General features: G+C 49.4%; 18 protein-coding genes. 4 read left to right on the top strand and 14 right to left on the bottom strand.

Going from position 1 to position 19,239, the window contains the following annotated elements:
* Window positions 1-2 precede the first annotated feature (2 nt).
* From SPM24T3_RS02550 to SPM24T3_RS02530, 5 genes are read right to left on the bottom strand one after another with little or no spacing between them, the layout of a single operon-like run.
* Window positions 3-782 carry a FadR/GntR family transcriptional regulator gene (locus SPM24T3_RS02550; RefSeq protein ID WP_009635126.1) on the bottom strand — a complete coding sequence of 260 codons (780 nt, stop codon included), beginning with the start codon at window positions 780-782 and terminating at the stop codon, window positions 3-5.
* A 37-nt stretch (window positions 783-819) separates the two neighbouring features.
* On the bottom strand, window positions 820-1,620 hold the full coding sequence (locus SPM24T3_RS02545; protein ID WP_009635125.1) for an ATP-binding cassette domain-containing protein: 801 nt from the start codon (window positions 1,618-1,620) through the stop codon (window positions 820-822).
* Window positions 1,617-3,401 (bottom strand): dipeptide/oligopeptide/nickel ABC transporter permease/ATP-binding protein, encoded by a 1,785-nt coding sequence (locus SPM24T3_RS02540; RefSeq protein WP_009635124.1) that lies wholly within the window; start codon window positions 3,399-3,401, stop codon window positions 1,617-1,619. Before SPM24T3_RS02540 ends, SPM24T3_RS02545 begins: the two co-directional genes overlap by 4 nt.
* Window positions 3,398-4,345, bottom strand: a complete 948-nt coding sequence (locus SPM24T3_RS02535) for an ABC transporter permease (RefSeq protein ID WP_009635123.1) — start codon at window positions 4,343-4,345, stop codon at window positions 3,398-3,400. Before SPM24T3_RS02535 ends, SPM24T3_RS02540 begins: the two co-directional genes overlap by 4 nt.
* A gap of 40 nt (window positions 4,346-4,385) precedes the next feature.
* Window positions 4,386-5,957 (bottom strand): ABC transporter substrate-binding protein, encoded by a 1,572-nt coding sequence (locus SPM24T3_RS02530; protein WP_037377358.1) that lies wholly within the window; start codon window positions 5,955-5,957, stop codon window positions 4,386-4,388.
* A 146-nt stretch (window positions 5,958-6,103) separates the two neighbouring features.
* Here SPM24T3_RS02530 and SPM24T3_RS02525 point away from each other — a divergent pair, with 146 nt between their 5' ends.
* Window positions 6,104-6,769 (top strand): DUF1028 domain-containing protein, encoded by a 666-nt coding sequence (locus SPM24T3_RS02525; protein WP_369699977.1) that lies wholly within the window; start codon window positions 6,104-6,106, stop codon window positions 6,767-6,769.
* 11 nt (window positions 6,770-6,780) lie between these two features.
* On the opposite strand, the gene SPM24T3_RS02520 is transcribed toward SPM24T3_RS02525, so the two are convergent.
* The 3 genes from SPM24T3_RS02520 to SPM24T3_RS02510 all read right to left on the bottom strand — a co-directional run bounded on the left by SPM24T3_RS02520 (window position 6,781) and on the right by SPM24T3_RS02510 (window position 9,691).
* Entirely contained in the window at window positions 6,781-7,413 is a 633-nt protein-coding gene (locus SPM24T3_RS02520) for a TetR/AcrR family transcriptional regulator (protein WP_009635120.1), read from the bottom strand.
* Window positions 7,414-7,467: 54 nt separating this feature from the next.
* A complete protein-coding gene (locus SPM24T3_RS02515) occupies window positions 7,468-8,634 on the bottom strand; it encodes an MFS transporter (RefSeq protein WP_009635119.1) in 1,167 nt (388 codons plus the stop codon).
* Window positions 8,635-8,806: 172 nt separating this feature from the next.
* Window positions 8,807-9,691, bottom strand: coding sequence for a LysR family transcriptional regulator (locus SPM24T3_RS02510; protein WP_009635118.1), 885 nt, complete (start codon window positions 9,689-9,691; stop codon window positions 8,807-8,809).
* A 166-nt stretch (window positions 9,692-9,857) separates the two neighbouring features.
* Here SPM24T3_RS02510 and SPM24T3_RS02505 point away from each other — a divergent pair, with 166 nt between their 5' ends.
* Window positions 9,858-11,114 (top strand): adenylosuccinate synthase, encoded by a 1,257-nt coding sequence (locus SPM24T3_RS02505; protein WP_009635117.1) that lies wholly within the window; start codon window positions 9,858-9,860, stop codon window positions 11,112-11,114.
* Between the two features lie 225 nt (window positions 11,115-11,339).
* Here SPM24T3_RS02505 and SPM24T3_RS02500 read toward each other — a convergent pair whose 3' ends face one another.
* From SPM24T3_RS02500 to SPM24T3_RS02485, 4 genes are all read right to left on the bottom strand, one after another.
* Window positions 11,340-12,095 (bottom strand): IclR family transcriptional regulator, encoded by a 756-nt coding sequence (locus SPM24T3_RS02500; RefSeq protein ID WP_009635116.1) that lies wholly within the window; start codon window positions 12,093-12,095, stop codon window positions 11,340-11,342.
* A 114-nt stretch (window positions 12,096-12,209) separates the two neighbouring features.
* Window positions 12,210-14,210 carry an FUSC family protein gene (locus SPM24T3_RS02495; protein ID WP_009635115.1) on the bottom strand — a complete coding sequence of 667 codons (2,001 nt, stop codon included), beginning with the start codon at window positions 14,208-14,210 and terminating at the stop codon, window positions 12,210-12,212.
* 23 nt (window positions 14,211-14,233) lie between these two features.
* A complete protein-coding gene (locus SPM24T3_RS02490) occupies window positions 14,234-15,067 on the bottom strand; it encodes an efflux RND transporter periplasmic adaptor subunit (RefSeq protein ID WP_009635114.1) in 834 nt (277 codons plus the stop codon).
* An 80-nt stretch (window positions 15,068-15,147) separates the two neighbouring features.
* Complete coding sequence (locus tag SPM24T3_RS02485) at window positions 15,148-15,378, bottom strand: hypothetical protein (protein ID WP_157135228.1); 231 nt, start codon at window positions 15,376-15,378, stop codon at window positions 15,148-15,150.
* A 136-nt stretch (window positions 15,379-15,514) separates the two neighbouring features.
* On the opposite strand from SPM24T3_RS02485, the gene SPM24T3_RS02480 reads away from it, so the two are divergent.
* Both SPM24T3_RS02480 and SPM24T3_RS02475 read left to right on the top strand, forming a co-directional pair.
* Window positions 15,515-16,201 carry a helix-turn-helix domain-containing protein gene (locus SPM24T3_RS02480; protein ID WP_083836166.1) on the top strand — a complete coding sequence of 229 codons (687 nt, stop codon included), beginning with the start codon at window positions 15,515-15,517 and terminating at the stop codon, window positions 16,199-16,201.
* A 54-nt stretch (window positions 16,202-16,255) separates the two neighbouring features.
* Window positions 16,256-17,110, top strand: coding sequence for a helix-turn-helix domain-containing protein (locus SPM24T3_RS02475; protein ID WP_237712958.1), 855 nt, complete (start codon window positions 16,256-16,258; stop codon window positions 17,108-17,110).
* Window positions 17,111-17,120: 10 nt separating this feature from the next.
* Here SPM24T3_RS02475 and umuC read toward each other — a convergent pair whose 3' ends face one another.
* Together umuC and umuD are read right to left on the bottom strand one after the other, a co-directional pair.
* The gene (umuC, locus tag SPM24T3_RS02470; protein WP_009635110.1) at window positions 17,121-18,389 is read right to left on the bottom strand and encodes a translesion error-prone DNA polymerase V subunit UmuC; all 1,269 of its coding nucleotides are present in this window, start codon (window positions 18,387-18,389) and stop codon (window positions 17,121-17,123) included.
* Window positions 18,389-18,811, bottom strand: coding sequence for a translesion error-prone DNA polymerase V autoproteolytic subunit (umuD, locus tag SPM24T3_RS02465; RefSeq protein ID WP_009635109.1), 423 nt, complete (start codon window positions 18,809-18,811; stop codon window positions 18,389-18,391). Before umuD ends, umuC begins: the two co-directional genes overlap by 1 nt.
* Window positions 18,812-19,239: the final 428 nt, after the last annotated feature.

The following is a 19,239-nucleotide window of genomic DNA, read 5'->3' as shown; positions in this document are numbered from 1 at the left end:
TGTTACTCTTCCAGAAAACGATCGTCGATGGTGGCTTGCAACGCCACCATCGCCCTCTCCGCATGGCACATATGTTCAGTCATAATCTGCTCGACCTTCTGCGCATCCTTACGGCGCATTGCATCAATCAATCGATATTGAAACTCAATGCCTTCACTGCGTTGTACCGGTTCTGGGCGTTTGTAAATATCTTTGCATACTGCCAGGTCTTTCAGCAGACGTTGCAAGAAATGGCAGATGAACGCCAACAGCACGTTATCGGAATAGCTGGCTACCACACCATGAAAATCCAGTTCGGCCATACGCTGGTCCCAGCGCTCCTGGTCATCTGCCGGTTCGTGGTCATAAATGCCGATCAGCTCGTGTAATTTGTCAAAGCCTGCCTTGTCGATGTTTTCGATGGCGCTGACTGCGACCACCGGCTCCAGGGCTTTACGCAGGGCATAGATATCGCTGATGGAAATTTGTCGGGTAAACAGATAGTTCGATAGCAGGCTCATCGCGCGGGTTTCGCTCATCGATTCGATAAACGCGCCGCCGCCCGGTCCGGTACGAGTGCGAATGAGGCCTTGGACCTCCAGGGATTTCAGCGCTTCTCGCACAGTGCCTTTGCCAGCTGCAAAACGGGTGGTGAGGTCTTTCTCCTGCGGCAGTCGGTCGCCGGGCACCAGATTATCGTTAATGATGGTTTTTTTAATCTCATCGACAATTTCATCGGTGCGCTTTCGTCGCGCGGGGTCGGCGACAGAGGCACTTTCTTTCGACATTGATTCGTTGGTCATAGGTTCCTTTCCATTAACAAGGGATTGTCGGTAAAGATTATTCCGTTGCGGCAACCAGTCTTGGCGCACTGGCCAGCAGGCTTTGAGTGTAAGGATGGGATGCCTGGGCAAAAAGCGTCTGGCTATCTGCACACTCGACCCATTCTCCTAAATACATCACGGCCACGCGGTCTGCGACTGACTCCACCACAGCCAGGTCGTGACTAATGAATATGTAGGATAGGCCAAATTGTTGTTTTAGTTGATCCAAAAGTAATAAAACTTGTGCCTGTACTGAGACATCTAACGCGCTGACTGGTTCGTCGAGCACCAGAATTTTCGCTTCGGCAGCCAGCGATCGGGCAATCGCCAGCCTCTGAGCCTGTCCTCCCGAAAACTCGTGGGGGTAGCAGGCCAGTGCATCCTGTGGCATGTTCACGGCCTGCATTAACTGCTGCATTTTCTCGCGCTGCTGGAGGCTGGAATAGCCGCAAAGCTGTGCCAATGGCACCGCCAGCGTTTCGGCAATAGTCTTGCGCGGATTGAGTGAGGCAACCGGGTCCTGAAACACATACTGGATGGTTTTGCCAAAGGCTCTGGCCCCTCGTTTGCGCCACTGTGCCGCATCCTGACCCATCAATTTAAGCGAGCCGGAGGTGGGATGTTCGAGCCCGACCAGCATCCTCGCCAGCGTACTTTTCCCCGAGCCGCTTTCACCGACGATCGCCAGCGTTTCACCCTGTTGCAGGCTAAATGAGACGTTTTTCACCGCCTGAACCTGATGCTCGGCGCGAGAAAACCAGCGCTTGTCGCGACCAAAGGTTTTAACCAGATTGCTGGTTTCAATTACCTGATTCATGCTTGCTCCTGCCGGGAAGAATACAGCGATTTTACACGCCCAAGAAACTCACGGCCCTGACCCAAATGTGGCACGCAGGCGATCAGCCGCTGGGTGTAGGGATGCTGAGGATGGTTCAATACGCGACTCGTTTCGCCGGTTTCAACGATTTCTCCATGCTGCATCACCGCCACCCGATCGCAAATCTGGCTGACTACGCCAAAATCGTGAGTAATAAACAGCAGCGTGAGTCCGCGTTCGCGCCGCAGTTGCTGTAACAGTTCAAGGACTCGCGCCTGCACCGTGACATCCAGCGCGGTAGTGGGTTCATCGGCAATAATAATTTGCGGATCGTTGGCCAGCGCCATAGCTATACCGACACGCTGACGCTGTCCCCCCGAAAGCTGATGTGGATAAGCCGCATAGCGCTGTTCGGCTTCGTTAATCCCCACGCTATCGAGCAGAGCAATCGCCTGTACTTTGGCCTGCTGCTTATTCAGTGGTTGATGGGCAATAATGGCTTCGCTGAGCTGATAACCAATGCTGAACTGCGGGTGCAGCGTGGTTAGCGGGTCTTGAAAAATATAGGCCACGCGAGCGCCGCGCCGTTGTTGCAATTTTTGTGATGGCAGAGACAGCATTTCTTCGCCGCAAACGTAAGCCGCACCGCCGACAATCACTGCGGGCGGCGAGGCGACCAGCCCCATGATTGACAGCGCGGTCACACTTTTGCCCGATCCGCTTTCACCGATCAATCCAAGACATTCGCCTTTTGCGACCTGAAAACTGATGCCTTTGACCGCGGCCGAGGCGTGAGGGCCACGACCAAAATTGACCTTTAAATCGACGATTTCCAATAAAGCTTCAGGAAAGCGTGGTGCGGGGATCGACGGGCGCTCAACCTCGGTGATGGCTTTCGCGCGCTGCAAAACGCCCGATTTTAAGCGCGGATCCAGCAGATCCCGCACGCCATCGCCCAGCAAGTTGACGCTAATCACCAGCAGAAAAATCATCACCCCCGGCACCAGCGTAACGTGCGGCGCGCTGAACATCTGCTCGCGGCCCTGACCCAGCATCGAACCTAAATCGGCATTCGGCGGTTGAGTGCCAAGGCCTAAAAACGACAAACCCGCGGTTTCGAGGATCATCCAGCCGAGGGTGGTTGACATGGTGACCACAATAATCGGCAACACGTTGGGCAGTAATTCGGTAAACAGCACCTGCCAGTGATTTTTGCCGGAAAGCCGCGCTGCCTGAATAAAATCACGCTGGCGTAAACCGAGAGTTAATCCACGAATGTTGCGGGCAAAAAACGGAATATTGACGATAGCGATGGCGTAGAGCGCGTTAAGCAGGCCGGGGCCAAGCACGGCGACAATCGCCAGCGCCAGCAAAATATAAGGAAAGGCCATCAACATATCGATAAAGCGCATCAGCAGACTGTCGGTGCGGCCGCCCGCATAGCCCGCGATTAAGCCAATCAGCGTTCCCAGCAGCGCGGCGAGCACGGTGGCGCTGATACCGACCACCAATGAAACACGAGTGCCCCACAGCAGGCGCGATAACAAATCGCGCCCCAGAGCGTCAGTGCCGAGCCAGTGGCCCGCAGTGAGCGGCGGCTGCAGGCGTTGCAGCAAATCGGTCGCGTCCGGATTGGCCAGCGGCAGCCACGGGGCAAGCAGCGCGGCGACAATAATCATCAGCAGTACCAGCAGACCGCCTGCCGCCAGACGATTGTTTAACAGCAGCGCGACTGTCGAGGGGCGATGGCGAGCGGGGGAAGCATTGCGCGTGTCGGTCATGATTTCAGCCTCGGATCGAGCAACGCCTGCATGACGTCGGTGAAAAGATTGATCAGCACATAAGCCGCGGCGGCAACCAGCACGCCGCCCTGAACCAGCATAATATCGCGGGTCGAAACCGCTTTGACCAGCATTGCGCCCAGCCCCGGCCACTGAAAAACGGTCTCGATATATACCGCGCCGCCGAGCACGAAACCGGCCTGAATACCCACCACTGGGATAACCGACACCAGCGCCATGCGAAAGGCGTGACGATAAATGACTTTGCGCTCGCTCAGCCCCTTGGCTCGCGCGGTGCGGATAAAGTCCTGACGCAGCACCTCAAGCATGGCGGTGCGGGTCAGGCGGGCAATGACGCCGGTGGCAACAATCGACAGGGTAATCGCGGGCATCACCAAATGGTGCAAGATGTCGGTCCAACCGCCTCCACCCCAGGCTTCAACCATGCCAGATGCCGGAAACCACTGAAGCTGCACGGCAAACAGCATGATCATCAACAGGCCAATCCAGAATGAAGGCAACGAAATGCCGACCAGTACCAGCAGGGTAATTAATCGATCGCCCCAGCCAAATTGCCTGACCGCCGAGAAAATGCCGGCCAATATGCCGAGCGCGGTGCTTAACAACAGCGCGCTGCCGCCGAGGATCAGCGTAGCGGAAAACCGCTGCATCACTTCATCGATTACCGGGCGGTTCATCACGTAGGAGCGCCCAAAATCGCCGTGCAGCATGTTGTTGACCCAAATCAGGTATTGCTGCCACAGCGGTTTGTCAAGCCCTAATTCCTGATTGATGCGCGCGACGTTTTCTGGCGTCGCCCAGGCTCCCAGCAGCGCCTGGGCCGGATCACCCGGGATCATCGACATAATGAAAAACACAATCAGCGACAGGCCGATAAATATCGGCACCGTGGCCAACAGGCGTTTGATAACGTAGCTCCACATAAAGTCTCTCCGTTATTGGCGCGGCAAATACCGCGCCCGCTTACTGTTTGCTGACGTGATTAAGCAGCAGGGTAAAGTTTGGCTGTAGCGAGAAGTTTTTCACTCGGGAAGAGGTCACGGCGTCCTGTTTCCAGTTGGCAACGAAAATCCACGGCGCATCCTGATGCACCAGCGCCTGAACCTGTTTGTAGAGTTTGCCGCGCTCATCCTGCGAGGTGCTTTCTCTGGCCTTGTCGAGCAGAGCATCAACTTTGGGATTGCTGTAATAACCTGAGTTGAAGCCACCTTTATCTGGCCACGCCTGAGTTCGTAAAGTCAGGAACGGCAGGGTATCCGGGTCGTTGGTCATCCACGCCATTTCCGCCATATCGGTCTGTTTGTTCAGACCCGCGTTCACTTTTGACAGATAGGTATTCCATTCATAAGTCTGAATCGCGACGTTCAGCCCGACCGCCTTGAGATCTGCCTGAATCGCGGTGGCCATCGGGATGGGATCCAGCATGCCGGATCCTCCTTCCGTTACGTAAAACGTCAGTTTGGCTCCCTCGGCTCCGGCAGCTTTAAGCAATTCCCGCGCCTTTTGCGGGTCATAAGGGTAAGGTTTCACCGCATCGTCATGCGCCCAGCCAAAGGCAGAAGGGATCGGGCCATCCGCCACCGCCGCCGAGCCTTGCAGGATATTTGTGACCATCGACTGTTTGTTAATCGCGTAATTCACCGCCTGACGAACGCGCACGTCGTTGAATGGGGGAACCTGAGTATTGAGCATCACGTACCAGACGTGCGGGCCGGTGGCCTGATGCAGCTGGAATTTAGGATTATTGGCAAACAGTTTTACGCTGTCTGGCGGAACTTCGACCATGGTATCAATACCGCCAGACAGCATTTCTGCCACTCGGGTATTGCCATCGGTAATCGGTCGGAAAACCAGCGTTTGCAGCTCGGGCTTGCCTTCCCAGTAGTGGGCGTTGGCGTTTAACACCACGCGCTGGTTTGACTGCCATTCAACAAAGCTGAATGCGCCGCTGCCCACCGGATGATGGCCAAAATCTTTGCCGTATTTCTTGACCGCCTCGGGAGAAACGATGAGTCCGGTTGGCGTTGCAAGGTTAGACAGGAAAGGGGCAAACGGCTCTTTAAGACTAAAGACAATTGTTGCGGCGTCGGGTGTCGTTATATGGTCGATAGAAGAAAAGAAGAACGACAACGGAAATGGACCGGTTGAATAATAAGGATTTTGCTTGTCGAGCATGCGCTCAAAGGTGAATTTTACCGCGTTGGCATCTACCGCGCTGCCGTCCTGGAATTTAACGTTTGGGCGCAGGTGGAAGGTATAAGTCAGCCCATCTGGACTGATTTCCCAGCGTTCGGCCAGTGAAGGCTCAATGTCCAGCTTGCCGGGCCCGTTGCGTACGAGCCCGTCATAAATGTTGACCAAAATGCGCGAGTCATTGGCCGCCGTTGCCACCTGCGGGTCCAGCGATTGAGGTTCGGCAACTTGTCCAATTAGCAGCACGTTGGCCGGGGAAGCAGCAAAAGTCAGGGACGGCGCCGTGAGACTACAGGCACCTATCCACAGCAGGAAAAATCCTTTTTGTAGCGCAGTTTTCATATCAACCTCTCCAATGATATAGGCGGTGGTCAAAAGTTGTTCTTTTATATTTATGAGTATAAATTGATCTGATTGCAATAATTTATGCGTATAAATTAGCTTTCAATTTGAATCCACTGTCATCACAGTTTTAAAACAGGAGCGCCATGATGACTTTTTCACTCGTCGCTCGCGACCCCAAAACCGGTATGTTCGGGGCAATCACCGCGACCGCAGGCCCTGCCGTTGGGGCCTTGGTGATTCACGGTCACAGCCACACCGGGGCCATTGCTACTCAGGCTATGACCAACCCGCTTTACGGCATTCAGGGGTTGGCACTGCTGAAACGCGGATTTAATGCTCGGCAAACGCTTGACAAACTGCTGGCCGATGACCCGGAACGTCAACGGAGGCAATTGATTATAGTGGATAAATCAGGAAATACAGCCCATTGTAACGGCATTCACTGTCAGGAATGGGTCGGCAGCCGCATTCACGACAATCTGGCTGTGGCTGGTAATTTTCTTGGCGAGCCGGAAACACTGGACAGCTTGATAGAGAGCTTTGTGCTGTATCAGGCATTGCCTTTTCCCCAACGTATGCTGGCAGCGATGCAGGCCGGGGCGAAGCAGGGCGGGGATCGGCGAGGGTTGAGATCTGCGGCACTCAAAGTGTGGAATGACCGAGATTATGCCGACATTGATGTGCGCGTTGACTGGTCTGAACGCCCGCTTGAGGCGCTGGAAGAGGTGTTGAGCGAAGTGCAGGGGGCGAGTTACGCGGATTTTTTCGAACAACTTCCCCGCACTCACAGCAGCGTCTGGCGGCCGTAGCGGCGGGAAAATCAGGATTTTTGGCAGCCGGTGCGAATGTCCTCACACAGCAGTCTGGCACAGCCGATACTGAGTTCTTTACGCGTGTGCGCATCGCCCGGCAAGCGCGCCATTTGATCCAGCATGCCGACAAAACATTGCCCCATCTGTACCGCGCTGATGTCCTGTCGATACAGTCCGTTGCGTTGTTCTTTGGCGATGTTCTGACTTATCCACTGTGCCAGCCCGGCTTTGGTTTCGGTGCAGCCCGGCGGCTGGAAGAAGCCAATCTGAGTAAGGTCAGGATCTTCGGCAAGAAAATCAAGCAGCATCTGGAAACTCAGCGCAACGCGGTTAAAAACCTGCTCGGCATGGGCGTCACCTTCAATTAAAAAGGTCAGCGTTAACGCTTCGAGACGCGAGCGAAATTCAATCATCAAATCATCGTAAGCCATCTCTTTGCTTTCGAAATAGCAGTAAAAGGTGGGCTGTGACACGCCAGTCGCCTTGACGATATCGCTGACTTTAGTGTTGTGATAACCCAGACGGGCAAATTCCGCCGCCGCGTGGCGACGAAGATTGGCGTGGGTGCGTTCACCTTTGCTTAGCGCGGCGCCGTTATCGGGCACCGCTGCGTGAGAAAGGGAAGACGTTTTGTTACGCATAACGACTTTCACAAATCCTTTATGACTATTTATTAAAAAAAGCTTTCTCGGGAACTAGGCGCTTTCAGCAGCAAGTTCGCGGTTGGCACTGCGGCTGGCAACCACCAGAACCAGTCCCAGCAGAGCCAGCACGGCACCTGCAGGAGGGATCCAGGCAAAGTTCAGGCCAGAGCTTATCACTGCGCCGCCCAGCGCTGCACCCAATGCGTTACCGAGGTTGAATGCCCCGATGTTAACCGAAGAAGCCATACCGGGAGCTTCGTGTGCTGCATCCATGACGCGCATCTGCAATGGAGAAATCAGCCCGAACGACATCATGCCCCACAGTACCAAAGAGATTGCGGCACCGATGTGACTTGTCGCAGAGAAAGGCAACACGAACATCGACACGGCCAATAAGCTGAAAAACAATACTAAAGTGCCATCGACCGAGCGGTCAACCAGTTTGCCGCTGATAAAGTTACCCAGTGTGAAACCTACGCCAATCAGCATCAGCATGGCGGTGACGAACTCACCTGAAGCGTGTGTCAGCTGCTCAAGGATCGGCGTGATATAGGTATAAAGAGTAAACATCGCACCGGCACCCAGCACTGTAGTGGACAGCGAACGCAGCACCACCGGACGCACCAGCACCGACAGCTCTTTCTTCACTTCAGGCATTTTGCCGACATCACCTTTAGGCAGGGTGCGGGAAAGGGCAATAAACGCGGCGACACCCAGCATTGCCGTGGCAGCAAAAGTAGTACGCCAGCCGATCGTCTGACCAATCCAGGTCGCCACAGGGACGCCGCCGATGTTGGCAACGGTCAAGCCCATAAACATTAGCGAGACGGCACTGCCGCGCTTGTGGGCAGGAACCAGGCTCATTGCCACCAGCGCGCCAAATCCGAAGAACGCGCCATGCGCCATGCTAGTAACCAGACGAGAAAGCAGCAACATGGTGTAGTTAGGGGCAATAGCAGACAACAGGTTGCCGACGATGAAAATAACCATCAGCATTAGCAGGCCACTTTTGCGGCGAAAACGACCCAGTAAAAGAGTCATCAATGGTGCACCGACCATTACGCCGATCGCATAGGCGCTGATTAACAACCCAGCGGTAGGAATCGACACTCCAACACCCTGTGCAATTGTTGGCAACAGGCCCATTGGTGCGAATTCGGTGGTACCGATCCCGAATGCACTCAGTGCCAATGCCAGAAGTGGCCATTTGGACGACATAATTTTACCCTCAAATAATAATTAGCTGTTTATTGAGCTGCGATCAAAAGTGTGATCGCCCGCTCATTCTTTGGAAAATCTTACTTAGTAGTAAACTTACTTGCAAGTAAGTTTTTCGCCTGTGAGGGTTCAATTTGTGCTAAATAAAGCAACATTTTAGTGACATTGTCACTTATTGCTGAGAGTTGACGATTTCCTCATTCACCCACTGCATAAGCTGCTTGACTGCTTTTGACAGGATTTGGTTCTGACGCAAGATATAACCCAGCCGCGTGGCGGGGAATTCGGGTAACGGGGTAATCTTGGTGGTGAGGTGTTTCTTGGTACGCAGGGAAAATTCGGGGACGATGGCGACGCCAAAACCGGCCTCCGCCCAGTCGATTTGCGCGTCCACGCTGCCGACTTCCATCACTCTATAACGAGGTAAATTTAACAGCGGCAACGCCTGATCCAGCAAATCACGGGTGCGGGTATCGTGGCCAAGCAGGATCAGCGTGGGTTGATCGGCATGGACAGTTTCCTCGGATTGCTGCTGCCAGGCCTGTAAATTATTGCCCAGTGCACACCATTTGATCTGCTGTAACTCTGTGAAGTACAGCGGTTGGCTCTCCTTTTGTTCGATCACAAAACCCAGGTCGGCCTTGGCATTTTTTACCAGTTCGGACGCCTGCGATGAAGTGGTATTAACCAGGGTGAAATCGATGCCGGGAAACTCTTTCTTAAACAGCTGGAAAGGCTTGATAAGCAGCAGACGCGAAATTATATCGCTGGCGGCGATGGTCAGGGTGCCTCGGCTCTGGTCATTAATGGCGTTTAAATCGGCCTGGCAAACCTGCAACTCCATTAAGGTGCGTTGACTGGTTTCCAGCAGGCGAAAACCGGCCTGTGTCAGCCGAAATGGGTTACGTTCAATCAGTTTTACTCGCGTAGTTTGCTCGAGCTGCTTGATCTGCAGGCTAACGTTTGGCTGCGTCATATGCAGCGCTGCCGCGGCTTTGCCAAAATGTTGCAGTTCTGCCAGCGTGACGAAGGTTTTTAACCAGTTGATATCTAGCATCTATTAGAGTTTCTCTCGAATTTATTCGTCATTTTCAAAGTTTGAAATTGAACACTCGTAATGACGAATCTATATGGAATCCTTATTGAGATGATAATTATAATTAATTTCTCATATTTAAACTACCGCCGTAGCATAGCTCCTTAACCAATGAGGAGAGTTGAATATGCCGTCGATTGTGGTTGTAGGTGCAAACTGGGGCGATGAAGGCAAAGGCCGCATCGTAGATTTACTGGCAGCAGATGCCGCAGCAAGCGTCCGTTTTCAGGGCGGTAACAACGCGGGTCACACCGTTGTTAACGACTTCGGTACCTTTAAACTACACCAATTGCCGAGCGGCATTTTCAACAAAGGCTGTGTAGCCGTTCTCGGCCCTGGCATGGTTATTAGCCCTGCCGCGTTGACTCAGGAAATCGCAGAAGTTAAAGCCGCTGGCGTTGATGTCAAACTGTGCATCTCTGACCGTGCAACTCTGTGCCTGCCGCTGCACGCATTGGAAGATACTCTTGAAGAACAACGCCTTGGCGATGCAGCTTACGGCTCTACCCGTCAAGGTATCGCGCCGGCCTACGGCGACCGCGTTATGAAAAAAGGCATCCTGATTGGTTGGTTGAACCAGCCTGAAGTATTGCAGGAACGTATCCAGTTCATGCTTGACTGGAAACTGCCACAGCTGAAAGCGCTTTACCCAAGCTTTGACTTCAACCAGACCGCTGCTGAAATGACTGCATGGCTGCTGGACGTAACGGCACCTTGGCGCGAATTCATCTGTAACGTGACCGAGCCACTGAAAGCGTTGCAGAAACAAGATGCTAACCTGCTGTTCGAAGCGCAGCTTGGCGCAGGTCGTGACCTGGTTTACGGTGAATATCCTTGGACTACCTCGTCCAACGTGACCGCCGCTTACGCCGGTATCGGCAGTGGTTTGCCAGCTTTGCGCCCCGAGCGCGTGATTGCTGTAGCCAAAGCGTTTAGTTCTTCTGTAGGTACCGGCACGCTGGTAACCGCAATGGAAGAGCAGGACAACTTCCGTGAAAACGCCAACGAGTTCGGTGCTACCACCGGTCGTCCGCGTGACATGGGTTACTTCGATGCGGTTGCAACTCGCAACGGCGTTGAATTGCAGGCTGCGACTGAAATCGCCCTGACTAAAATTGACTGTCTGTCTGGCCTGGCTGACCTGAAAATCTGTGTCGCCTACGCCGGTGAGCACACTGAGAACCCAATCTGGCCGCAGACTGCTGCTCTGGCACCGGTTTACGAGAAGATGGAATCGTGGCAGGAAGATATCACCGGTTGCCGTACTTTCGAGAGCCTGCCGGTTGCCGCACAGCGTTACGTTGAGCGTATCGAAGAACTGATGGGCGTTCGCGTCAGCATGGTTTCTGTCGGTCCAGAACGTGACCAGATGATTAATCGTTAATCATCGATTAGAAATTTGTCTAAAAAGCCCCGCCACGGTAAGTGAGCGGGGCTTTTTTTGGCCTGACATTGCTGTTACAACCCTTTGCAATCAAGGATTTCCATTAGGAACGCGGTTAAACCGCATTGAGTCTTGCAATGATGGCTGCTGTCCCGCGTTGACAGCCTACAACAGGCAGAGGCCGAGTGTAGACGCCGACAGAATTATCAATACTTACTCAAAATCTTAAGAGAAGAAATTAAGCCGATCTTCAATATCAATTTTGGCGGCGGTTAATTTCTCAATGTAAAAGTCTTGATCATACTTAGCCCTGATGGCCGGTGAGAGTATGGTAATGGAGAATTTTCCAAAATTAGTCTTAAGTGCTGCTGAAAAAGTACACACTCCTTCAATGTGATCTTGTTCGTCAATGCCAATACCGGTCTCTCTAATTTTTTTTATTTGTTGGATAAGAGAATCACGGGTGACCTTTGAACCGCGAGCAACAATTATATTCTCCGGTATGTATTTCTCGATTAACTCATCTGGCAGTGTTGACATTAGTACTTGCCCAGCCGCTGTTGCGTAGCAGGGGGCTTCAAGACCAACGGGAAATGAAACTCGCAGATCCCGCTCATAGATAATACAATCGGCAACATGCAATTTATCGCCATATAGTGTGGCCAGTGAAACGGACTCCCTGACTTCGGAGGATAAATTACGCAAAAAGGGACGCGTGCTGGCAACAAGATCGGATTGAGTATTTTGCAGCAGAAGGCCCAAGCCAGGACCCATTCGGTAGCCACCGCCTTTACCCGTCTGTTCGACAAGTAACTCAGACTCGAGCGTGGCCACGATGCGTTGTACAGTAGAGCGAGGGAAATTGACACTTTGCGACAGCTCGCTGAGCGACATACCTGAAGGGGTATTGCTTAACTGTCGTAATACGTCAACAGCCTTGTGCAAGACCTTAATTCCACTCTCTCTGTTTTCACCAGACATGATCTTCACCAGACATAATGTTCACTTAATGCGTTTTACAAAACGGCATTTTAGATTAAAAAAAAGGGACGTAAAACAATACGTCCCAAGTGTAACAGTCATTGAGAGTGAATATTATTGTTTTAAACTATGTCGGATCATACGGTCGTACTCGGGAATAACATTTTCAATAAAAAGAATTTTATCAGCCATTAACGTTAACTCTGAAGACTGGGCATTTTCTTTAACAATTGCATGCAACTGTGTCGTGTCTTCGGCATTAAAGTCTTTTTGAGCAAGAACATCTTTCTTCCACTCTGAAATATTCTTAAATAATGAATTCGGAAGCTCCATGAGTGCAGCTTGTCGACTTAAGGCTCGAATCGTCCTATTAACTTCTAAAGCTCGGTTACCTTCTAAAACAACTTCTTTGCGTGTTTGATCAACCTCTTGCATCGAGGAGGTTGCCAGCTTATCAATTATTCTGGCATTGATTCTCTCGATGGTCTTGAAACGATTCCCTTTGTCAATCTCCAGGGCATCATTCATTTCACTATTGAACAATTTTTTACCCGATCCAAATGAGTTAAATAGGGTATTTATTGGAATTAATACAAACAAACGCTGCAATACTAAAACACCCAAGGCTATTGCCAATGTACGAACAACCGCGAAAGATATATCCAGCGTATAATCGAAATTGTTTTCTGGCAGAACTGTAACTAAATACCCAATATTAAAACCTGCCGAAGCAGCAAAGGAAGATAGGCTTGAAAGTCCCATTAAACCAAAAAATAGTGGTATGCCAGCAATAATTATATATAGCTCAATGGCTGATGGCATCTGAGCGGTAATTATATAAACCACTACACCTACAGGAACGGACAATAGCATTCCTTTGACAACCTTGGCGATTAAAATATCCGCATGAGGCAGTCTGCTGAACATAATACTAAACACGATGGGAACTACGCATATTAAAAAGCTATAAGTCCATGATGTAATGTACCACATGAAATAGGCGATAACAAAATATGTGGCAGTACGTGTTCCGTTGCGCAAGAAATTATTAAAATCAAAAGTCTTTTTAACCTTTATTGTGGAGTTATAAAACTTCCGATCGTGGAATAACTTATTTTGTAACTCTTTCATCGTACAAAAACTTTTGACACAAGAGTGCAGTTTATCGACAAATACAAACTCTACTGGAGTCAGGGACCCATTTGCAAGATGGTCTATTTTTTCTCTCAATACGTTGCCCATTTGCATTAATTCGCTATGCTCTTTATCAATGGCATGTAACGCGTGATGCTTGAGTTTTAGCAAAGAGAGGAAATCCTGGAAACAAGCTTTCAGATTATCTGAGACCTTATCATTGTTTTCCAGCAAAAATACGCTGTCACCAAAGACTGTAAACGCCATCTCATTTATTTTTCGCGCAATTCGTGCGGCATTCCGCGAGGTATTGCTCTCAAATGTACTGTGTTTGGCAGTATCGTCGATTTGCGCTATCAAAGAGGTGATTTTCAGTAATGATTGTTTATGATCTTTCTCTGGATCAATTTCCTCTGACAGCAGATCAATAAGCTGTTTTGTACTTCCTTTCAGCATATCAGCTGAATACATTGGCCAGAAGCAAATACTGACAAAGGCTACCCAGAAAATACCGAAAACGATAGTCCCCACACGGTCGAGAAATATCTCCATCAGCGTATAAGGTGTCGGCCCTAAAATTACCGGGACCATCACCATAATACAAATAGTTACACAGGTGAAGGCGCAGCAGAACGACAAATTCATATCACGCGTGTTATAACCGATCCCTGAAAAGATAAAAACAAGTATTGCTACACACATCACAGTCAGTAACGGACTTTGCAGCGTGAAAGACATCATTATGAGGCCAATCAGCCCCCCAAGGATGGTTGCTACGCATTGAGCCATACATTTCTTTAAAACCTGTGCGTGATCAAGACCAAAGAATGAAATAATTCCGGTGATCGTGACCCACACAGGGTGCTCAAAATTCATTAAGAGCGCGATAATCAAACCACCCCATACGGAGATACTTAACTTTATCCCCGTACGCACGGCAAATTTGTTCGTTAACAGAAAAGAGTCCGATGCTGGTCCCATTTTATACTCCGGAAAAACTTGTTTTAATCTAGAACCGCGCCAATATCAGCCAGAATTGAATGCATCCCGGAAGTTCTAGCTTTATCGTCCGCATTAACAACCCGCACACTTGCAGACATACCGGATGAGATATTCATATCCGCTGGAATATTATCAATCTTGATATTTACCGGGATACGTTGCGCCAATCTAATCCAGCTATAGCCTGCCTCGACATCGGGTAGCATTTGATTTCCCGCCGTAATATTCGTGTTGGAAATACCTGCATCGATTGAAGTCACGTGTCCGGTAAGATGACGAGTACCCGCCATCATCCAAATATCCACGCTGTCACCAATATGAATTTCTGGCAGCTTGGTTTCTTCGAAATAACCGGTCAGGTAGTAACTTCCTTTAACCGTTAACGCCAGTTTGGTCACACCCTTGTTGACGTAATCGCCTTTAGAAACATCCAGGTTAGTAATCTTTCCGTCATCGGGAGATAGGTAAGTGGTACGTTGCAAGTCAATCAGCGCAGACTGCGTTTCAGCCTGGGTTTCCTGATACGTGGCCAGTGCAGATGCCGCATCCAGACGAGAGTTATCAATGTCTTCTTTACTCACTGCAGTTTGCAAACGCGCACGGCGATCGGCAATGTTTTGAGCGCGTTGCCAGGCAACTTTTGCCTGAGCTTCCTGTGCAACAGCCTGATCGTAGGCCACCTGATAGCGTGCCTTATCAACGGTAAACAGGACCTGGCCCTTGCTTACCTGTGAAGTGTTGTGCGCATTGAGCTCTGTGAGCCAGCCTGAGACGTCCGGTGCGATATTAATAACATCTGCACGAACTCTGGCATCACGTGTCCAAGGGGTATACATATATTTGTTCCATATATATGTCGCCGCACAAACAATGAAAACAATCAGGATGAGTGTTATAAGAATGTTAATTGTTTTTTTCATTTACCGAATACCGTAGTCATTTGAATCAGGATAACCAATATAAAAGCACTGAGCCCAACAAGAGGTTCAAGCTTTTTCATAAAAGCAGGAAGCAACCTGGCAATAACCTTGTTCAATATTAATGATGCCACTATGGCGATGAGAACCATGCGCGTAAACGGGCTCCATAGTAGATCCATAAAAACTAGCTCATGCACTGCCGCCTCCAATAAATCTTTATAAATCATTATTTTGTTAATTCTGGCATCAATTGTGAAAGAATTAATCAACCACATTATGATAATATTAACCGCATTGTGATACAAGATTTGAATCTTAAGATCACAATTAGTGCTAATTAAGCAGAGAGGTTGGTTATAATTTATGCCTATGAACGAGAGCTCGCTTACTGACGACAGTGCAGGGACGTCTGTGCAGTCAATAAGCCGTGCCATGCAAATAATCCACCTTTTGGAGGCAACGGCTTACCCGTTAACGCTGGGTCAGATTGCCAAACAGGTTTCGCTACCGCGCTCGACGGTGCAGCGTTTAACCAATGCTTTGAAAGAGGAAGGCGTGTTGACCTCATTGCCGGGGTTAGGCTTGGCATTACAGAAGAAAGGGGCGGCGAGCTGTAAAAACAGAACCCTTAATCTGCTTTCTGAAAATGGCAGCAAAGGACTGGCTGCGTTCAAATGCTATCTGGAAAATCCCTATTATGAGGATAACTCATTGATAATTTGCAATATAAACGAAAAGAAAATGACACCAGTACTGTCAGTTTCACCACGAGTTCCCTTCGCATTTAATTTAGAAGCAGGTCTCGATGATGCTCTTTTAAAGGAGATTCATGCTTATCTAAAGAGTCAGATAGTGGCAATCGATAAAAGCAAAGGTATCAATAACCCTAACATCCTGAAAAATGATGCTAATTCAACCTACGTAGAAAAGGGAGGAATTAATCCTTACCTTGGAACAGTTTCTGTGATTAAAGAATACCAAGGTGAAAAATATTCAATGACTATTTTTGGCCTGATTTCTAATATAAAAAAATACTTTGGTAAAAAGTAAGTCAGGCCTAAAAAATAAATCTTATAATGATGGAAGTAAACGATGAATCGTATAATGCAAGAAAGTGTCATTAAAAGCCTTTTAGACTGGATTGAAGAGAACTTACACCTTCCGCTTTCCGTCGACTATGTCGCCAGCAAAGCGGGATATTCAAAATGGCATCTTCAGCGAATCTTTAAAGACCATACCGGTATCACTCTAGGTGATTACACCCGAGGGCGCAGGCTTTCCGAGTGCGCTACTATTTTGAAAATCACCAAAAGGGATATTTATGATATCGCTCTGGAGTACGGATTTGACTCTAAGCCGCACTTTTGTCGAGCGTTTAAAAATCAGTTTGGCGTTACTCCCAGGGCTTTCAGGAAGTCTGAAATATTAGAAACCAGGCAGTTTTGTGCGCCGATAAAATATAACAGCGAGCCTTCACTCGAAGCTAATATTGTGACACTTGAAAAAATGCAGCTAGTGGGCAAGAAGAAAGAGATTCGTAGCGAGGTAGGGGATAATGAATACTTCAATTTCAACTCCAGAATGAAGAGTTGGGATGACCATTTCCCCCATTTGGTGGATAAACCTGCCTCACTTATCGGCCTGGTTGACTATATATCTGCAAGCAATTCAAAACGGGAATATGCGTTTCAGTATACGATGGCCACGGTTCCATCAGATGCAAATATGCCTGCTGACAATGGAGAGTTGATTACCATTGAAAAAGGAAAATATGTGAAATTTCACTATGATGGTGCCATGGATGGAATGCAGGATTTTCTTTACAAGATTTACTCGGTATATCTATCAAAAAATAAGCTGATTCGTCGCAAAGGTGAAGATATCGAAATCTATACTCCTATGATGTCGAGCATCAAGAATCACGGCATTAACTGCCAATACTATGTCCCGATTATATGACCGCACGGCCTTATTTCAGCTTTACCTGCATCAAATCACTAAATCGCGTGGTATAGGCGGGGGAGAGCATCTCCCGCTTCATCTCCCAGCTTTTGGCAATCCCTTGGCCGGCGAACCACACTCGGCCTATGCCTCTGTGATGGATATCATCCAATGCTGCCATCAACTGTTCGCTTTTTGCGCGCGGTGGATGCTCATCAAACAGGCCAGGTTGGGAGATACCCTGACTGTAAAAATCCCCCAGCATAACGCCACATTTTTGGAAGCGATGACCTTCCTGCCAAATGGCATCCAGGCATTTTGTGGCAGCGGCGATAATATCTCGCGTATCTTGCGTTGGGGTTTCAATGCGAGTGGAAGCTATATTGCCATAGTAAATTTCGCCCGCCGTGAAGGGGCTGGTTTTGACAAACGCGGATATATGGCGGCAGTACTGATGCTCTTTGCGGAGTTTCTCCGCGGCGCGGTTGGCATGACTGCAAATAGCTTCGCGCATTAATTTATACTGTGAGACGCGGTCACCAAACGATCGCGAACAAATGATTTGCTGTTTGGTGGGAATAAATTCCTCCATGGCCAGGCACGGCTCACCGCGCAGCTCGCGCACCGTTCTTTCCAGCACTACGCTAAAATGCTTACGGATAAGTCCGGTCGGCGCATCGGCGAGATCCAGCGCGGTCTCAATTCCCATTCCATTTAGCCTTTTCGAGATCCTTCGGCCAACGCCCCAAACCTCACTTACGTCAACCAGCGCCATGAGTTTACGCTGGCGTGCCAGCAATGAAATATCGACCACGCCCTGCGTGAGAGTCCATTTTTTAGCCGCGTGATTGGCAAGCTTGGCCAGCGTCTTGGTTGGGCCAATGCCGACGCCGATGGTTAGCCCTGTCCATTTGTAGACTTTTTCCCTGATTTCTCTGCCAAATTCTTCAAGGTTTTTGCAATGGCTGACGCCTGTGAGGTCTAAAAATGCTTCGTCGATCGAGTACATCTCAAAGGCGGGTGCCATCTCTTCAAGAACTGTCATAACGCGATAGGACATATCGGCGTATAGCGCGTAATTGCTGCTGAAAATCACGGCGTTATGCTGTTCGCATTCGCGGCGAACTTTAAAATACGGCGCACCCATTTTTATCCCCGCCACTTTTGCTTCCTTATTTCTGGCGATCACACAGCCATCATTATTGGATAACACCACGATTGGGCGACCCTTTAGATCAGGGCGAAATGCCGCCTCGCAGCTGGCATAAAAGGAGTTAACGTCGGCAAGGGCAAACATTATTGAAAACCGTTAATGCTAAAGGTCACAACACCAAAGATTTCCAGTTCATCGCCGCCGTCGCGGGGAATAATTGTCGGAAAATTGGGATTCATCGGTTCGAGTTTTATGAAAGGGTGGGTACAAAAGCGTTTCACTGTATATTCCCCCGCCACGCAGGCGATGACAATATCGCCGTGTTTGGCCGTCAGGCTTCTGTCTACCACCAGCATTGATCCTTCGTAGATCCCGGCATCAACCATCGACAAGCCTGTTGCGGTTACAAAGTAGGTTGCCGCCGGATGACTAACGCATAACTTATTGAGATCGATACCCTTCTCGATATAGTCCTGCGCCGGGCTGGGAAAACCGGCCTGCACCAGCTCTTGATAAAGGGGCAGATTAAGCTCTTCTGGTGAAATTGCCGCTCGCGAAAAATTCATAATGGCGCTCCATAGCTATACTGTTTATGCATACAGTATAATCATGCTTTAGGAGCTTTGGGAAGCAGGACGAACAGCGTCAAAACGGTAAAGCTGGTTAAGTGCCGTTAAAATAACAGAGTTTATTTTTTAGAAAGTAAAATCCGTGCTTAGAAAGTCGATCCCTGCGCTTTGCCGTTGTAAATGACTGTGCCGGAGCTCTATAGTAGGCGCGTGATCCAGAAATTCTTCTTCATCAATAGGCAAGCAATAAGCAAATTTGCGGCTTTGATCTGATTTATTTGTTACATTTTTTACTAAAGTTTTACCTAAAATAATATTAATACTTACCTCCTTCTTGATTTAGCTGTTTTAACCACTTCACGTTATTTCTTGTCTACGCATTGTTAACGCTCAATAAATACCTATAACACTGGCAAAGGCGTCCT

Origin of the sequence: Serratia sp. M24T3 (genome assembly GCF_000257645.1) — a bacterium.
GTDB lineage: Bacteria > Pseudomonadota > Gammaproteobacteria > Enterobacterales > Enterobacteriaceae > Rouxiella.
This window is presented reverse-complemented; position numbering and strand designations above follow the sequence as displayed.

Bases quoted from the DNA above. Each gene is read 5' to 3' on its own strand.
- SPM24T3_RS02550 (WP_009635126.1), bottom strand. From the start codon at position 782: ATGACCAACGAATCAATGTCGAAAGAAAGTGCCTCTGTCGCCGACCCC.
- SPM24T3_RS02545 (WP_009635125.1), bottom strand. From the start codon at position 1,620: ATGAATCAGGTAATTGAAACCAGCAATCTGGTTAAAACCTTTGGTCGC.
- SPM24T3_RS02540 (WP_009635124.1), bottom strand. From the start codon at position 3,401: ATGACCGACACGCGCAATGCTTCCCCCGCTCGCCATCGCCCCTCGACA.
- SPM24T3_RS02535 (WP_009635123.1), bottom strand. From the start codon at position 4,345: ATGTGGAGCTACGTTATCAAACGCCTGTTGGCCACGGTGCCGATATTT.
- SPM24T3_RS02530 (WP_037377358.1), bottom strand. From the start codon at position 5,957: ATGAAAACTGCGCTACAAAAAGGATTTTTCCTGCTGTGGATAGGTGCC.
- SPM24T3_RS02525 (WP_369699977.1), top strand. From the start codon at position 6,104: ATGATGACTTTTTCACTCGTCGCTCGCGACCCCAAAACCGGTATGTTC.
- SPM24T3_RS02520 (WP_009635120.1), bottom strand. From the start codon at position 7,413: ATGCGTAACAAAACGTCTTCCCTTTCTCACGCAGCGGTGCCCGATAAC.
- SPM24T3_RS02515 (WP_009635119.1), bottom strand. From the start codon at position 8,634: ATGTCGTCCAAATGGCCACTTCTGGCATTGGCACTGAGTGCATTCGGG.
- SPM24T3_RS02510 (WP_009635118.1), bottom strand. From the start codon at position 9,691: ATGCTAGATATCAACTGGTTAAAAACCTTCGTCACGCTGGCAGAACTG.
- SPM24T3_RS02505 (WP_009635117.1), top strand. From the start codon at position 9,858: ATGCCGTCGATTGTGGTTGTAGGTGCAAACTGGGGCGATGAAGGCAAA.
- SPM24T3_RS02500 (WP_009635116.1), bottom strand. From the start codon at position 12,095: ATGTCTGGTGAAAACAGAGAGAGTGGAATTAAGGTCTTGCACAAGGCT.
- SPM24T3_RS02495 (WP_009635115.1), bottom strand. From the start codon at position 14,210: ATGGGACCAGCATCGGACTCTTTTCTGTTAACGAACAAATTTGCCGTG.
- SPM24T3_RS02490 (WP_009635114.1), bottom strand. From the start codon at position 15,067: ATGTATACCCCTTGGACACGTGATGCCAGAGTTCGTGCAGATGTTATT.
- SPM24T3_RS02485 (WP_157135228.1), bottom strand. From the start codon at position 15,378: ATGATTTATAAAGATTTATTGGAGGCGGCAGTGCATGAGCTAGTTTTT.
- SPM24T3_RS02480 (WP_083836166.1), top strand. From the start codon at position 15,515: ATGCCTATGAACGAGAGCTCGCTTACTGACGACAGTGCAGGGACGTCT.
- SPM24T3_RS02475 (WP_237712958.1), top strand. From the start codon at position 16,256: ATGCAAGAAAGTGTCATTAAAAGCCTTTTAGACTGGATTGAAGAGAAC.
- umuC (WP_009635110.1), bottom strand. From the start codon at position 18,389: ATGTTTGCCCTTGCCGACGTTAACTCCTTTTATGCCAGCTGCGAGGCG.
- umuD (WP_009635109.1), bottom strand. From the start codon at position 18,811: ATGAATTTTTCGCGAGCGGCAATTTCACCAGAAGAGCTTAATCTGCCC.